We start from the raw sequence: 15,267 nt of genomic DNA on the forward strand, positions 1-15,267 counted from the left end.
GGCCGTACCCGGTCGGGGCGGGCGGCGGCGGCATCGGGAGAATGGCGGGGTGACGACGATCCCGAACGTGCTCGCCAACCGGTACGCCTCGCCCGAGCTGGTCGCCCTCTGGTCGCCGGAGGAGAAGATCCGGCTGGAACGTCGCCTCTGGCTGGCCGTGCTCCAAGCCCAGCGGGACCTCGGCGTGCCGGTGCCCGACGGGGTGGTCGAGGCGTACGAGCGGGTGCTCGACGACGTCGACCTCGACTCGATCGCGGCCCGGGAGCGGGTCACCCGGCACGACGTGAAGGCCCGCATCGAGGAGTTCAGCGCGCTCGCCGGGTACGAGCACGTGCACAAGGGGATGACCTCGCGGGACCTCACCGAGAACGTCGAGCAGCTCCAGGTGCGTCGCTCGCTGGAGCTGATCCGGGACCGGGTGGTGGCGACGTTGGCCCGGCTCGCCTGGCACGCCCACGAGTACGCGGACGTGGTGATGGCCGGGCGCTCGCACAACGTCGCGGCGCAGGCCACCACGCTGGGCAAGCGCTTCGCGTCGGCCGCCGAGGAACTGATCATCGCGTACGAGCGACTGGAGGACCTGATCTCCTGGTACCCGCTGCGCGGGATCAAGGGGCCGGTGGGTACCGCCGCCGACCAGTTGGACCTCTTCGACGGCGACGCCGAGAAGGTGGCCGAGCTGGAGCGGCGGGTCGCCGAGCACCTCGGCTTCCAGCGGGTGCTGGACAGCGTCGGGCAGGTCTACCCCCGGTCGATCGACATGGCCGTGATCGCCGCGCTGGCGCAGGTGGCCGCCGCACCCTCCTCGCTGGCCACCACGATCCGGCTGATGGTCGGGCAGGAGTTGGCCACCGAGGGCTTCAAGCCGGGCCAGGTGGGTTCCAGCGCGATGCCGCACAAGATGAACACCCGTTCGTCGGAGCGGGTCAACGGCTTCGCCGTGATCATCCGGGGGTACCTGTCGATGGTCGGCGAGCTGGCCGGCGACCAGTGGAACGAGGGGGACGTCTCCTGCTCCGTGGTCCGCCGGGTGGCCCTGCCGGACGCCTTCTTCGCCGCCGACGGGCTGTTCCAGACGTTCCTCACCGTGCTCGACGAGTTCGGCGCGTACCCGGCGGTGATCAACCGGGAGTTGGAGCGTTTCCTTCCATTCCTGGCCACCACCAAGATCCTGGTGGCGGCGGTGCGTCGGGGCGTGGGCCGGGAGACCGCCCACGAGGCGATCAAGGAGCACGCGGTGGCCGTGGCGCTCGCCATGCGTGAGCAGGGTGCGCCCGACAACGACCTCTTCGACCGCCTCGCCGCCGACCCCCGGCTGGGCCTCACCCGCGCCGAGATCGACGCCCTGGTCGCCGACCGGGCCGCCTTCGTCGGCGCCGCCCCCGCCCAGATCCAGGCGGTGACCACCCGGATCTCCAAGATCGTCCAGTCCCACCCACACGCCGCCACCTACACCCCCCCACCAATCCTCTAACCCCCTCCCCCCTACCCGCCGACGCAGGCGTTGATCAAGAAGTTTGGGTCGCCCAGGAGTGCTCCGGAGGACCCAAACTTCTTGATCAACGCCACCGGCCGACTCAGGGCGGTGGGGTGGGTGGGTGGGGTGGATGGGTGTCAGTCGCGGGTGGGGGTTTCGGCGGCGGAGCTGAGGTTGGGAGCGCTGGCAGGCTCGGCGATGCCGCCCGGGGTCTCGGCGAAGGACGGGTCCTGGGCGGTCTCGGCCGCCACGAGGGGCTGGTCCGGCGGCATCACGTCGGGCATCTTCGGTGCCACGATCACGGCGGTGCCGTAGGCGCAGATCTCCATCCACATCTCGCCGCAGTCGCGGCTGTCGAACCGCATCCCCACGACCGCGTTCGCGCCGAGCCGTCGGGCCTCCTCCCCGAGCCGCGCCACCGAGTCGGTACGCCAGCGGGTGAGGTTGTCCGGTGCGGACGGGTCGTACGCGCCACCGCGCAGGTTCTTCACCCCCTCGCGGTAGGGGTTGCGGGTCCTGGCCATGGAGGAGACCACTTCGCCGAGGATCTGGCGGATCTCGTAGCCGGGAAGTTGGTCCGTCGTCACGACCAGCACGTTTCTGATGCTGGCAGTCGGTGCGGGTCGCCAACGCGAGGGTTGTTCACCTGAACGGATGCTGCAAAACGACGCGGCGCGGACGGCGGGCGCGCAGCCCACCATCCGCGCCGACCGGGCGCTAACCGTCAGACACCGGCCACGGAGGTGATCCAGGCACGGTTGAACGCGACACTGCCGTAGTTCTGGATGTTCACCCCGTCGGCCGTCGAGGCGACGCCGACCTGCGCGCCGTTGTAGAACTGCGGACCGCCCGAGTCGCCCCGCCAGGCGTTGCCGTTGATCCGGGTGCTCCGGATCGCCTGCCCGCCGTACGCGTCGGTGACGCCGGTGCTGGTCACCCGGACCGACGCGGTCTTGAGCTGGGGGGAGGCCGCGCAGCCGCTGTAGCAGGTCCGGCCCCAGCCGTAGATCGAGTTGGTGGAGTTGACCGGCGGGTTGCTGCTGGCCAGCGTGACGTAGCTGGTGCTCACCGTGCTGGAGAGCCGCATCAGGGCCAGGTCGTAGCGGCCGTAGGTGGCGCTGACCGTGCGGGTGACGCCGCCGGAGGAGAGGTACACGCTGCCCACCCGGACGGACATGTTGCTGCCGATGCAGTGCTGGGCGGTGAGCACCCACTGGGGCGCGATGATCGTGCCGGAGCAGGTGAACGAGCCGTTGCTGAACACCGCTGCCGCCCACGGCGCGGAGGAGACGGTGCTGCCGCCGATGATGTACGGGCTGACGGGGGAGGCGACGGCGCCGGAACTGGCGCCGACGACGCCGACCATGGCTGTGGCGAAGGCCACGATCAGGGATCGGATGCGCATCGGTAGGGCTCCTTCGGGGTGTGGCGACCCGGGTTGACCGAGTCGATCTGCGCTGGCGGGAGGGGGTGAACCGCCACCGCGACGACAGTTAATCGACGTCTGACGATGTACCGTAGGGCCCGGTGAGGTGTTTCACAAGAGGTTCATCGAAACAGCCGGATGTAACAGTCGGATTCGCTGGCGTCGGGGAAGGGGGGCCGGATCGGGCCGATCAGGGCCCGTCGACCGCCTGGAGGGGGGTGAAACCTGCCCGGACCGGGCCGTCCGGCAACGAACCCGTATCGAGACTGCAACGAACCCGTATCGGTCCCGAAGGCCCCACGCGGGAACGGTCGGACACCGCCGGGACCGCGTCCGGCCGGTGCGTCTGGCGCCGTATCTGCCAGGTAGGCTGGCTGCGCTCGCCCGTTGTGGGTCGGCACCCAACTGCGTACACAGTCAGGAGTGCCCAGTGCCTCGCGTCGTCGTCGACGTCATGCTCAAGCCCGAGATCCTCGATCCTCAGGGCCAGGCCGTCGCAAACGCGCTGCCCCGGCTCGGCGTCAACGACGTCGCCTCGGTACGGATCGGCAGGCGGATCGAGATCGACTTCACCGGTGAACCGGACCTGGACCGGGCCCGGGAGATCGCCGACAAGTTGCTCGCCAACCCGGTCATCGAGGACTTCACCGTCCACCTGGTCGAGGCCGACGAAGCCGCGGACGCCCGCTCGTGACCGCCCGGGTCGGTGTGGTGACGTTCCCCGGCTCGCTCGACGACGGGGACGCGGCCCGGGCCGTCCGGATCGCCGGCGCGGAGCCGGTCCGCCTCTGGCACGGGGACGCCGAGCTGCACGGGGTGGACGCGGTCGTCCTGCCCGGCGGCTTCTCCTACGGTGACTACCTGCGGTGCGGCGCCATCGCCCGGTTCGCCCCGGTGATGGAGAAGATCGTCGACGCCGCAGCCGGTGGTCTGCCGGTGCTCGGCATCTGCAACGGCTTCCAGATCCTCTGCGAGGCGCACCTGCTGCCCGGCGCGCTCACCCGCAACCAGCACCTGCACTTCCGCAACCGGGACCAGGTCCTGCGGATCGAGGCGACCGGCACGGCCTGGACGAACGCGTTCCAGCCCGGCCAGGAGGTGCTGATCCCGGTCAAGAACGGCGAGGGTTGCTACGTCGCCGACCCGGCGACGCTCGACGCGCTGGAGGCCGAGGGTCGGGTGGTGGCCCGGTACCTCGGCGGCAACCCGAACGGGTCGCAGCGCGACATCGCCGCGATCACCAACCCCGCCGGCAATGTGGTCGGCATCATGCCGCATCCCGAGCACGCGGTGGAGGCCCTCACCGGCCCCTCCCTCGACGGCCTCGGCTTCTTCACCTCGGTGCTCAAGCACCTGGTGGGGGCGCCGGCGTGACCGTCGGCTGCGGGATCAACGGTCAGCTCAACCGCCTCCCCGGCGGCGAGCGCAACGAGGAGATGTCATGACCACGCATCCGGACCCGGTACGGGAGACCCCGGAGGCATACCCGGCCGCGCCGGTCCAGCCGAACCCGGCTGCCGCCGCCTCCCCGGTCGCCCCGCCCCGGCACGCCGCCGCGCAGGAGGCCACCGACTGGACCGGCGGGGTGGACACCGTCCCGGCCGCCGACGGCAGCCCGGACGAGCTCCAGCCCTACGCCGAGCTCGGGCTCCGCGACGACGAGTACGACCGGATCCGGCACATCCTGGGCCGCCGGCCGACCCAGTCCGAGCTGGCGATGTACTCGATCATGTGGAGCGAGCACTGCTCCTACAAGTCGAGCAAGGTGCACCTGCGCCAGTTCGGCGAGAAGGCCCCGCCCAGCGACCGGCTGCTGGCCGGCATCGGGGAGAACGCCGGTGTGGTGCAGATCTCCGACGAGCTGGCGGTGACCTTCAAGGTCGAGTCGCACAACCACCCCAGCTTCGTCGAGCCGTACCAGGGTGCCGCCACCGGCGTCGGTGGCATCGTCCGCGACATCCTGGCCATGGGTGCCCGCCCGGTGGCGGTGATGGACCCGCTGCGCTTCGGTGCCGCCGACCACCCCGACACCGCCCGGGTGCTGCCCGGCGTGGTGGCCGGAGTCGGCGGGTACGGCAACTGCCTCGGTCTGCCCAACATCGGCGGCGAGGTCGTCTTCGACCCCTGCTACCAGGGCAACCCGCTGGTCAACGCGCTCTGCCTCGGCGTCCTGCCGGTCAGTCGCCTGCAGAACAAGGCCGCCGTCGGCCCCGGCAACGTCGTGGTGCTGATGGGCGCCAAGACCGGCCGGGACGGCATCGGCGGTGTCTCCGTGCTGGCCAGCGCCACCTTCACCGAGGGCAGCGAGAAGCGCCGCCCGTCGGTGCAGGTCGGTGACCCGTTCATCGAGAAGCTGCTGATCGAGGCGTGCCTGGAGCTGTACGACGCCCAGCTCGTCGCCGGCATCCAGGACCTCGGTGGCGCCGGGCTGACCTGCGCGCTCACCGAGACCGCCGCGGCGGCCGGCACCGGCATGCGGGTCTGGCTGGAGCGGGTGCCGCTGCGCGAGCCGTCGATGGAGCCGCACGAGATCCTCGCCAGCGAGTCGCAGGAGCGGATGCTCCTGGTCGTCGAGCCGGACAAGCTCGACGCCGTGCTCAAGACCTGCGAGAAGTGGGGCGTCCTGGCCACCGCCATCGGCGAGGTCACCGCGCCGCAGCAGGACGGCCAGCCCGGCCGGCTGCTGATCACCTGGCGGGACCACCTGGTGGTCGACGTGCCGCCGGGGTCGCTGGTGGACGACGGCCCGGTCTACGCCCGCCCGATGCGGGAGCCGGCCGACCTGATCCTGCTCCAGGCCGACCGGGCCGAGACGCTGCCCCGGCCGACCGACCCGGACGCGCTGCGCGAGACCCTGCTGCGCATGATCGCCTCGCCGAATCTGGCCGACAAGACCTGGGTCACCGAGCAGTACGACCGCTACGTGCTGGGCAACACCGTGCTCGCCCAGCCGGAGGACTCGGGCGTGATCCGGATCGACGAGCAGACCGGCCTGGGCGTGGCTCTCTCGGTCGACGGGAACGGCCGGTACGCCCGGCTCGACCCGTACCACGGCGCCAAGCTGGCGCTGGCCGAGGCGTTCCGCAACGTCGCGGTCACCGGTGCGACGCCGATCGCGGTCACCGACTGCCTGAACTTCGGTTCGCCGGAGGACCCGGGCGTGATGTGGCAGTTCGCCGAGGCCGTACGCGGTCTGGCGGACGGTTGCGCCGAACTGGGCATCCCGGTCACCGGCGGCAACGTCAGCTTCTACAACCAGACCGGTGCGGCGGCAATCCACCCGACTCCGGTCGTCGGCGTGCTCGGTGTGCTGGAGAACGTGGCCGAACGGGTGGCGTCCGGCTTCGTCGCGCACCCCACCAACGAACACGACCAGCTCTTCCTGCTCGGCGAGACGCACGTCGAGCTCTCCGGCTCGGAGTGGGCCTGGGTCACCCACGAGCACCTCGGCGGCGTACCCCCGCAGGTCGACCTGACGCGCGAGAAGCAGCTCGCCGGGCTGCTGGCCGCCGCTTCCCGGGTCGGTCACCTCAGCTCCGCGCACGACCTCTCCGACGGTGGTCTCGCGCAGAGCCTGGTGGAGTCCTGCCTGCGCCACAACGTCGGCGCGCGGATCGCGGTGCCGGAACGGTTCGAGGGCGGCTCGATGCCGTTCGTCTTCCTGTTCAGCGAGTCCGCCGGTCGGGTGCTGGTCTCGGTGCCGCGCGGGCACGAGAAGGCGTTCACCGCGCTCTGCGCCGAGCACGGTGTGCCGTGGGAGCTGATCGGGGTCACCGACTCCACCGCCGCCGCACTCGAGGTGCACGGCCAGTTCCGGGTCGAGCTGGACGAGCTGCGCGAGGCGCACACCGGCACCCTGCCCAAGCTTTTCGGGGGCGTGCAGCCGTTCGAGGTGACCGCGCCGGAGGCCGTCGGGACGTCGGCCCAGGCCGACGTCGCCCCGACCGCCGACGCCGCCGAGGCGGCTCCGGTCGCCGAGGCGGCTCCGAGCGCCGACGCGACGCCGGAGACCGCCGACGTGGTGGACGAGGCGGCGGTGGCGGACGAGGTGCCGGCGACCGACAGCCCGGTCGTCGCATCCGAGGAGCCGACGACGGCGGGTGCCGAGGACGAGGACGAGTCGGTGGCCGAGCGGCCGGCCGAGCGGGCGACGCCGCCGGTCCGGGCTAACGCCGCCGGTGAGACCTCGACGGCCGGGAACGCGCCGGTCGACCAGGCCGGCGCCGAAGCTCCGCAGCCCGGTGCCACTGAGCAGCCTGCCGCATCCGACGAGCGCTGAGGCGGTGGCCTCGGCCGTCTTCGCCCAACCCGGATCGGGAGCCCGGTTCGACTGGGGCCTCGCGGGAGCGGCCGAACTCGGCCGGGTCTGCGCGGCACTGGTGGTGGTGGACGTGTTGTCGTTCACCACCACCGTCGAGGTTGCCGTCGGCCGGGGGATGCGCGTGCACCCGTTCCCCTGGGGCGCCCAGGCCGCCGACTACGCACAGCGGATCGGTGCGGTGGTCGCGACCGGTCGGCGGCAGACCGCGCAACATCCGTGGTCGCTGTCGCCTGCCGCGTTGAGCCGGGCACCCTTCGTCGCCGAACTGGTGCTGCCCTCCCCGAACGGATCGGCCATCAGCGCCGCCGCCAGCGCCACCGGCCTGCCGGTGGTGGCGGCCAACCTGCGTAACGCCCGCGCCGTCGGGAGTTGGCTGCTGCGCCAGGGGTACGGCTCGACCACCGATCCGATCGGCGTGGTCGCCGCCGGTGAGCAGTGGCCGGACGGCTCGCTCAGGCCGGCGGTGGAGGACCAGCTCGGTGCGGCCTGCGTACTGGACGCCATCTCCGGAGTGCCGGGTGGTCTGTCGGTGGAGGCGGCAATGGCACTCGCCTCGCTGGCCAGCACGCCGGATGTGCCTGCGGCGGTCCGGGGTTGCGTGTCCGGTCGCGAGCTGATCGAGGCCGGTTTCCCCGACGATGTCGAGGTCGCGGTACGGGTCGACGCCTCCGATGTGGTCCCGCTCCTGCGGCAGGGCGTCTACTCCGCCGCCTGACCGTTCCGACCGATCACTGCGGACACGTGACCGATCCACCATCGACGAAGAGCCGTGGACCGGAAGGTCCACGGCTCTTTCTCGTCGGTGCCTCCGCGTCAGCGGGATACGAGGTCCGGGTGGTCAGTCGTCCATCCAGTCCAGCCGGCGACCGCCCCGCTCCTGTCCCGGGCCGTCCGGCCGACCGCGACCGCTCTGCGCCGGATCGCTGTGGTAGCCGCCACCCTGTTGCTGCTGCTCGTAGTCGTTGTCGTAGCCACCGCGCTGGCGTGGCGGTTCCTGGCCGTAGCCGCCGCCCTGGCCGTAGCCGCCCTGCTCGTAGGCGTTGTCGTAGCCGCCGCGCTGCTGCGGTGGTTCCTGGCCGTAGCCGCCGCCCTGGCCGTAGCCACCCGGGGCGTAACCGGTGGGCTCGTTGTAGTTGTCGTAGCCGCCGCGCTGCTGCGGTGGTTCCTGGCCGTAACCGGCGCCCTGGCCGTAGCCGCCGGTCGGCTCCGCGCCGTGACCGTAGCCGCCGGTCGGCTCACCCCGGCCGTAGCCACGGGTGGCGTCGCCGCCCTGGCCGTAACCGCCGGTCGGGTCTTCCTGGCCGTAGCCCCGGGGGGCGTCACCGCCGCCCTGGCCGTAGCCGCCGGGCCCGCCCTGGCCGTAACCGCCGGTCGGGTCGCCCTGGCCGTAGCCTCGGGTGGCGTCGCCGCCCTGGCCGTAGCCACCGGGCTCGCCCTGGCCGTAGCCGGCACCACCGGGCTCGCCGCGACCGTAGCCACCAGGCTCGGGCTGGCCGTAACCCTGGCCGCCCTCCGGCTGGTAGACGCCGGTCGCGTACGGGTCGGCAGGCGCCGGGTAACGGGTGTCGTCGCCCTGGTAGCGGCCGGTCGGCTCGTCGTACCGCTCGCCGTAGCCGGCGGCACCACCGGCACCGGCCGGCGGGTACTCCGACCCACTGCCGCCCGCGCCGTAGTCACGACTGCCGTAGCCGCCACCCGAGGACGGGCTGGTGCCGTAGCCCCCGCCCGAGGAGGGTGCGTTGCCGTAGCCGCCACCGGAGGACGGGGCGTTGCCGTAGCCCGGACCGCCGCCGTAGCCGCCGCCCTGCTCGTCGCCGTAACCGCCCGACCATGCCTGCTGCCCCGAACCGCCCGCCGCGCCGTACGGCTGCGGAGGCGCACCGTACGGGTCCGGCGGGACGTCGTCGACCACCGGCTGGTGCATCATCGTCGGCGCGTTGGCCAGGCCCGGACCGCCCACCATGGTCGGATCTGGAGCGGAGCCGACCCGGTTCACCACCCGGGTCTGGTCGTCCGCCCCGGCGAACGAGCCACGGGCTGCGGGAACCGCACCGGCCGGTGCCCCGGCGACGGGCTCACCGTCGGGATCGGGGTCCTCGTTCTCCTTGCGCTTCATCCAGAGCAGCACGATCGTGCCGACACCGATCGCCACGAAGAGCCCGCCGAGCAGGATCAGCAGCCAGTTGCCGAAGCCGCCGGAGCTCTCGTTGCCGGCCGGGGCCTGGGCGGCGGGAGCGTCGCCGGGAGGCGCGTCCGTCTCGTCGGTGGCGTCGTCCGCGAACGGGTCCTCGGTCGGCTCCGCCGACACACTCTCCGAGGGGGTGGCGCTCGGGCTGGCCGAGGTCTCGATGGCGAGGGTGATCCGTCGCCCGGTGATCTGCTGGCCGGCGTTGGCGGTGAAGCTCACCGTGGCCCGGATGTCGTCCTTGCTCGCGCCGATATCGACCCGGCCGGGCGCGATCGGGTTGCCGCTGTTGCCGGTGAAGCGGAAGTTGCCGTTGCCGTCGCTGGTGGTGTCCCGCTGACGGCCGGCGCTGTCCACCAGCAGCACGTACGCGTTCGGCACCCCGTCACCGGAGCGCGCCACGACCTTGCCCGCGATGGAGCGCACCGTCTGCGGTGCCTGGGAGGTGGGCGCGGGGTTGGGCCCGCGCACCGTCATGTCGCGCTCGTCGCCACCTTGCTCGCCAGTGATGGCGCGGGCGGAGACCCGTACCTTCCCGGAACGCTCCTGACCGGCCGCCACGTCGCCCGCGACCAGGGTGACCGTGACCGACTCGTCTGCGTTGGCCCCGATCTCGCGCGCGGGGATGTTGCACTCGCCCTGGCAGCTCAGCCCGTTGAAGGTACCGACGGAGATGCTGAACGGCATTGACACGCCGTTGTTGTTCGTGACGCGGAACGTCATCGACGTCTGCTGTCCGGACTGGAGAGTGCCGTTCGGCAGGTTGGTGATCTGGACGTCCGGGTTCGCGGCGAGTGCGGGTGTGGCGGGGACGGCGAGCAGGGCACCGACAATCAGCGCCACGACCACACCGGCCCGCTTTTGCCAGGCTCGTCGGTGTGTTGACACGTCCACCGCCTTCCGGACTGACCTCCTCGTACCGGCGAGCGCCGGCCGAAGGAACATCACGGTACGAATACGCCGTCGGCAACTATGCCTTGTCGGGTCGGATCGGCGCGACCCAGGGCCATCGTGACGCGCCGGGCGACCGCGCCGTATCGTCCCGTCGTGTCCTCTCCGTACATTAAGTCCGCTGCGGTGGCCGCAGTGCTGTCGGCGCTCGACGAGGGGCGCGCGCCCGAACGGCCGGTGCTTCGTGCGGCGGTCAGGGCCCTGCTGGCCACCCTCGCGGAGCGTGCCCCCGGCCGATCGGTGGAGGTGCGTGTCCCACCTTACGGTGCAGTTCAGTGCGTTCCGGGGCCACGACACACCCGCGGTACTCCGCCGAACACGGTGGAGATGGATCCGCAGACATGGGTCCTTCTCGCCACCGGACGGCTCGACTGGGAGCGGGCCGTCACGGAGGGTCGCGTACGGGCGAGTGGCGCGCGAGCGGATCTGTCCGCGTACCTGCCGCTCGAACTGGAGTGACGCGTGTGGCGCGATGACACTACGCCGCATCAGTGTGACTGTATGTGGCGACATGGATTCGCGTACACTGTCAGGCGACGACAGTGTGGTTCCGGCCGATGCAGCGCGGAGCGGCCCCGGTGGCTCCGACAGGCCAGTCCAGACCAGCAAGAGGGAGCGGCAGGTGCCCCGAGGCGACGGCCGGCTGAGCCACGACCTTGATCCCCAACGGCCAGGCCCCCAGGACGCGTGTGGCGTCTTCGGTGTCTGGGCGCCGGGGGAAGAGGTCGCCAACCTGACCTACTTCGGGCTGTACGCGTTGCAGCACCGTGGGCAGGAAGCGGCCGGGATAGCGGTCAGCGACGGCTCCGGCGTGGTGGTTTACAAGGATCTCGGCCTGGTCGCCCAGGTCTTCGACGAGCCGACGTTGGCGAGCCTGCGCGGGCACGTTGCCATCGGCCACACCCGATACTCGACCACCGGTGCCTCGACCTGGGAGAACGCCCAGCCGACCATCCGGGCCACCAGCTCGGGCACCACGATCGCGCTGGCGCACAACGGCAACCTGGTCAACACCGCCGATCTCCAGCGTGAGGTCGCCGAGCGTGGCCTGGGCACCGACGGCTCGACCAACGACACCTCGCTGGTCACCATGCTGCTGGCCAGTCGCCCGGATCTCTCCGTCGAGGCCGCCGCGCTGGAGGTGCTGCCGCAGTTGCGGGGCGCGTTCAGCTTCGCCTTCATGGACGAGACCACGCTGTACGCCGCCCGGGACCCGCACGGCGTGCGTCCGCTGGTGCTCGGCCGCCTGGAGCGGGGCTGGGTGGTGGCCAGCGAGACGGCGGCGCTGGACATCGTCGGCGCGAGCGTGGTCCGCGAGGTCGAGCCCGGTGAGTTGATCGCGATCGACGCCGAGGGGCTGCGCTCCAACCGGTTCGCCGCGCCCGAGCCCAAGGGCTGTCTCTTCGAGTACGTCTACATCGCCCGCCCGGACGCCACCATCGCCGGGCGCAACGTGCACTCGGCACGGGTGCAGATCGGCCGCCAGTTGGCCAAGGAGCACCCGGTCGAGGCGGACATGGTCATCCCGGTGCCCGAGTCGGGCACGCCGGCCGCCATCGGCTACGCCGAGGAGTCCGGCATCACCTACGGCGCCGGCCTGATGAAGAACCCGTACGTCGGGCGTACCTTCATCCAGCCGTCGCAGACCCTGCGTCAACTCGGCATCCGACTCAAGCTCAACCCGCTGCGCGAGAACGTACGCGGCAAGCGCTTGGTCGTGGTCGACGACTCGATCGTGCGGGGTAACACCCAGCGCGCGATCGTCCGGATGCTCCGCGAGGCCGGCGCGGTGGAGGTGCACGTCCGCATCTCCTCACCGCCGGTCTCCTGGCCCTGTTTCTACGGCATCGACTTCGCCACCCGCGCCGAGCTGCTCGCCAACGGCCTCGACAACGAGGGCATCCGGCGTTCCATCGGCGCTGACACGTTGGGCTACGTCTCGCTGCCCGGTCTGATCGCCGCGACCGAGCAGCCGAAGACCCGGCTGTGCCGGGCCTGCTTCGACGGGGAGTACCCGATCGAGTTGCCCGTCGGGAACCTGATCGGCAAGCACGTGCTCGAAGGGATCAGCCGCCGGGTCGCGAACCGCGTCGACGACGACGTCGACACCGGTGAGCAGGCCGGCACGACGCCCCGCACCGACGTGACGATGTCGGCGACCACACACCGCCCGTAGCACCATCCGGCTGCGGCGCCGGTCACCGCCGACGCGGCCGCCGAGAACCACTAAGGGGAGAACCGTGACGCACGTGTCCGAGCGCAGCGGCGCAGGAAGCAGCCCGACCGGCGGCGGCGACCGTCAGTCCTGGACGGCCGGCACCGGCCGCCCCGCTCGCAAACGTTCGGTCTCGTACGCGGACGCCGGCGTGTCGATCGAGGCGGGCGACCGCGCGGTCGAGCTGCTCAAGTCCAAGGTCAAGCAGACCCGACGGCCGGAGGTGATGGGCGACCTCGGCGGCTTCGCCGGCCTGTTCCGGCTGGACACCACGAAGTACAAGAACCCGATCCTGGCCTCCTCCACGGACGGCGTCGGCACCAAGCTGGTGATCGCGCAGCAGCTGGACATCCACGACACGGTCGGCATCGACCTGGTCGCGATGGTCGTCGACGACCTGGTGGCCTGCGGCGCCGAGCCGCTGTTCCTGCTGGACTACATCGCCACCGGTGAGGTCGTGCCGGACCGGGTCGCCGAGATCGGCGCCGGTATCGCCGACGGTTGCCGGTACGCGGGCTGCGCGCTGCTCGGTGGGGAGACCGCCGAGCACCCGGGTGTGCTGCGCCCCGACGAGTACGACATCTCGGCCACCGGCGTGGGCGTGGTGGAGGAGAGCGAACTCCTCAGCCCGGAGCGGGTCGAGGTGGGTGACGTGGTGATCGCCATGCGCTCGTCCGGCCTGCACTCCAACGGCTACTCCCTGGTCCGGCACGTGCTGCTGGGCGCCGGCCGGATGCGGCTGGACGTGGTGATCGACGACTTCGGCCGGCAGCGCACCCTCGGCGAGGAGCTGCTGACCCCGACCAAGATCTACGCGCAGGACTGCCTCAAGCTGATCGCCGAGGCGGAGGTGCGGTCGCTGGCCCACGTCACCGGCGGTGGCATCCCCGGCAACCTGGTGCGCATCCTGCCCGAGCACGTGGACGCGGTGGTCAACCGCTCCACCTGGAAGCCGCAGCCGATCTTCGACCTGATCCAGTCCAAGGGGCGGATCGACGACCCGGAGATGGAGGCGACCTTCAACATGGGCGTCGGCATGTTCGCGATCGTCTCGGCCGAGGACGCCGACCGCGCGCTGGCCACGCTGACCGGTCGCGGGGTGGACGCGTGGCAGGCCGGCGAGATCATCGAGGGCACCGGTGAGGTGCAGATGATCGGACAGCACACTCGCGGCTGATCATCTGACACCGATCGTCCAACCACCTGGTCAGGGGTTCACCCAAGTGGCCGTCGCGGCCTAGCCTTAGAGGCTGCTTCGCCTTTGAGGCGCTGCTTCGGAAGCTGTGGGTGCGCCAGTGCCGTGGTGTGCCCGGTAGCCGTCAACCGGTGAGGAGGGCGATGGCTGCACGGGGACGGTCGTTGCGGGGGATGCGGGGTCTGGCCGGCGTCCCGTCGTACGTCGTGATGCAGCCCACCACCCTCTGCAATCTGGATTGCGCGTACTGCTATCTGCCGTTGCGCGCGGCGGACCGGCGGATGCCGGTGGCGGTGGCGGAGGCGGTGGCCGCCTCGGTGAACCCGTGGGCCGCCTCCGGGCGGTTCTCGGTGGTCTGGCACGGCGGGGAGCCGCTCGCGGCGGGCCGGGAGCGACTGGCGGCGCTGATGGCGCCGTTCGCCGCCGAGGTGGAACACCACGTGCAGACCAACGCCACGCTGATCGACGACGCGTGGTGCGAGTTCTTCGTGACGCACCGGATCCGGGTCAGCGTCAGCGTGGACGGGCCCCGGGCGCGTAACGGGGACCGGGTCACCCGGGCCGGTCATCCGGCGTACGACCGGATCGTGCGGGGTGTGGCGACGCTGCGCCGGCACGACCTGCCGTTCTCGGCGCTGGCCGTGGTGAACGACCCGTCGCCGGAGCGGGCGGCGGAGTTGTACGCCTACTTCCTCGACCTCGGGTGCGAGGTGCTCGGGGTCAACATCGAGGAGACCGAGGGCGTCAACACCCGTGACAACGCTCACGACGCCGCCGCGGTGACCGGTTTCTGGGCCGAGCTGGTCGCGGCCTGGCGACGCGAGCCACGGATCCACCTGCGGGAGGTCGAGTGGTCGCTGCGGTACGCCGCCGCGGTCCTGGACGGCACGGCGGACGACCTGTTGCCGGCCAGTCTCGACCCGATCCCCACCGTGGCGTACGACGGCGCGGTGGTCGTGCTCTCACCGGAGCTGGCCGGATTCACCGATCCGCGCCACGGCGACTTCAGCAGCGGGAACGTCCTGGCCACACCGTTGCACTCGATTCTCGCCGGTGCGGCCGGCACGGGCTGGGTCGGTGAGTTCCTGAGCGGGGTGGAAGCCTGCCGCTCGTCCTGCCCGTACTTCGGTTTCTGTGGCGGAGGCCACGCGGCCAACCGCTACTTCGAGCTGGGCCGTTTCGACGGTACGGAGACCGAGCACTGCCGCAACAGCAAGATCCGCCTACTGGAGGGAGTGTTGGATCATGCCCGAGACCACAGGTCACCGGGAGCCCGAGCGGGTGACGGGTAACGAGGCCGACCGGGTCACCGACCGGGTGCGGGAGGCCGCTGCCGGGCTCACCGCACTGCTCCAGGAGGCGGAGGCCGCACGACGGCTACGAGCGGAGGTGGCGGGCGGCGACGGGGCGAGCGCGGTCTGCGCCTGGAACCACTTCGAGAACATCCCGACGTTCTACAACTGGAACAACCGGCCTCGCTGACCGGCCGGAGTCGAG

Annotated in this window: 13 protein-coding genes; 10 read left to right on the forward strand and 3 right to left on the reverse strand. The window is 71.5% G+C overall.

The genetic code is table 11. The annotated features are described in order from the left end of the window. The first annotated feature begins 49 nt into the window (after positions 1–49). Positions 50–1,474, forward strand: coding sequence for an adenylosuccinate lyase (gene purB, locus ABZ738_RS18420; protein WP_131056418.1), 1,425 nt, complete (start codon positions 50–52; stop codon positions 1,472–1,474). 140 nt (positions 1,475–1,614) lie between these two features. On the opposite strand, the gene ABZ738_RS18425 is transcribed toward purB, so the two are convergent. Together ABZ738_RS18425 and ABZ738_RS18430 are read right to left on the reverse strand one after the other, a co-directional pair. Next, positions 1,615–2,178 (reverse strand): YbjQ family protein, encoded by a 564-nt coding sequence (locus tag ABZ738_RS18425; RefSeq protein ID WP_357214579.1) that lies wholly within the window; start codon positions 2,176–2,178, stop codon positions 1,615–1,617. Between the two features lie 23 nt (positions 2,179–2,201). Further along, a complete protein-coding gene (locus ABZ738_RS18430; RefSeq protein ID WP_131051411.1) occupies positions 2,202–2,882 on the reverse strand; it encodes a DUF1986 domain-containing protein in 681 nt (226 codons plus the stop codon). 451 nt (positions 2,883–3,333) lie between these two features. Here ABZ738_RS18430 and purS point away from each other — a divergent pair, with 451 nt between their 5' ends. The 4 genes from purS (at position 3,334) to ABZ738_RS18450 (ending at position 7,939) form a co-directional block, all read left to right on the forward strand. Beyond that, positions 3,334–3,597: a phosphoribosylformylglycinamidine synthase subunit PurS gene (gene purS / locus ABZ738_RS18435; RefSeq protein ID WP_131051412.1), complete on the forward strand. Its 264-nt coding sequence runs from the start codon at positions 3,334–3,336 to the stop codon at positions 3,595–3,597. Further along, the gene (purQ, locus tag ABZ738_RS18440; RefSeq protein ID WP_131051413.1) at positions 3,594–4,277 is read left to right on the forward strand and encodes a phosphoribosylformylglycinamidine synthase subunit PurQ; all 684 of its coding nucleotides are present in this window, start codon (positions 3,594–3,596) and stop codon (positions 4,275–4,277) included. The genes purS and purQ overlap by 4 nt, the downstream gene beginning before the upstream one ends. Positions 4,278–4,344: 67 nt before the next feature. Further along, positions 4,345–7,182 (forward strand): phosphoribosylformylglycinamidine synthase subunit PurL, encoded by a 2,838-nt coding sequence (gene purL / locus ABZ738_RS18445; protein WP_357214583.1) that lies wholly within the window; start codon positions 4,345–4,347, stop codon positions 7,180–7,182. Positions 7,183–7,186: 4 nt separating this feature from the next. Further along, a complete protein-coding gene (locus ABZ738_RS18450; protein WP_357214761.1) occupies positions 7,187–7,939 on the forward strand; it encodes a 2-phosphosulfolactate phosphatase in 753 nt (250 codons plus the stop codon). A 123-nt stretch (positions 7,940–8,062) separates the two neighbouring features. On the opposite strand, the gene ABZ738_RS18455 is transcribed toward ABZ738_RS18450, so the two are convergent. Then, positions 8,063–10,252 (reverse strand): carboxypeptidase-like regulatory domain-containing protein, encoded by a 2,190-nt coding sequence (locus tag ABZ738_RS18455; RefSeq protein ID WP_357214586.1) that lies wholly within the window; start codon positions 10,250–10,252, stop codon positions 8,063–8,065. A gap of 204 nt (positions 10,253–10,456) precedes the next feature. Here ABZ738_RS18455 and ABZ738_RS18460 point away from each other — a divergent pair, with 204 nt between their 5' ends. The 5 genes from ABZ738_RS18460 (at position 10,457) to amcA (ending at position 15,252) form a co-directional block, all read left to right on the forward strand. Then, positions 10,457–10,819: a sterol carrier family protein gene (locus tag ABZ738_RS18460; RefSeq protein WP_357214589.1), complete on the forward strand. Its 363-nt coding sequence runs from the start codon at positions 10,457–10,459 to the stop codon at positions 10,817–10,819. A 163-nt stretch (positions 10,820–10,982) separates the two neighbouring features. Beyond that, entirely contained in the window at positions 10,983–12,536 is a 1,554-nt protein-coding gene (gene purF, locus ABZ738_RS18465) for an amidophosphoribosyltransferase (RefSeq protein ID WP_236145569.1), read from the forward strand. 64 nt (positions 12,537–12,600) lie between these two features. Then, positions 12,601–13,752, forward strand: a complete 1,152-nt coding sequence (gene purM, locus ABZ738_RS18470; RefSeq protein ID WP_131051417.1) for a phosphoribosylformylglycinamidine cyclo-ligase — start codon at positions 12,601–12,603, stop codon at positions 13,750–13,752. A gap of 191 nt (positions 13,753–13,943) precedes the next feature. Continuing rightward, entirely contained in the window at positions 13,944–15,062 is a 1,119-nt protein-coding gene (gene amcB, locus ABZ738_RS18475; protein WP_343232748.1) for a cyclophane-forming radical SAM peptide maturase AmcB, read from the forward strand. After that, positions 15,016–15,252, forward strand: coding sequence for a multiple cyclophane-containing RiPP AmcA (amcA, locus tag ABZ738_RS18480; protein ID WP_131051419.1), 237 nt, complete (start codon positions 15,016–15,018; stop codon positions 15,250–15,252). The genes amcB and amcA overlap by 47 nt, the downstream gene beginning before the upstream one ends. The last annotated feature ends 15 nt before the right edge of the window (positions 15,253–15,267 follow it).

The organism is Micromonospora sp. NPDC047793, from assembly GCF_040642635.1.
Classification (GTDB): domain Bacteria; phylum Actinomycetota; class Actinomycetes; order Mycobacteriales; family Micromonosporaceae; genus Micromonospora.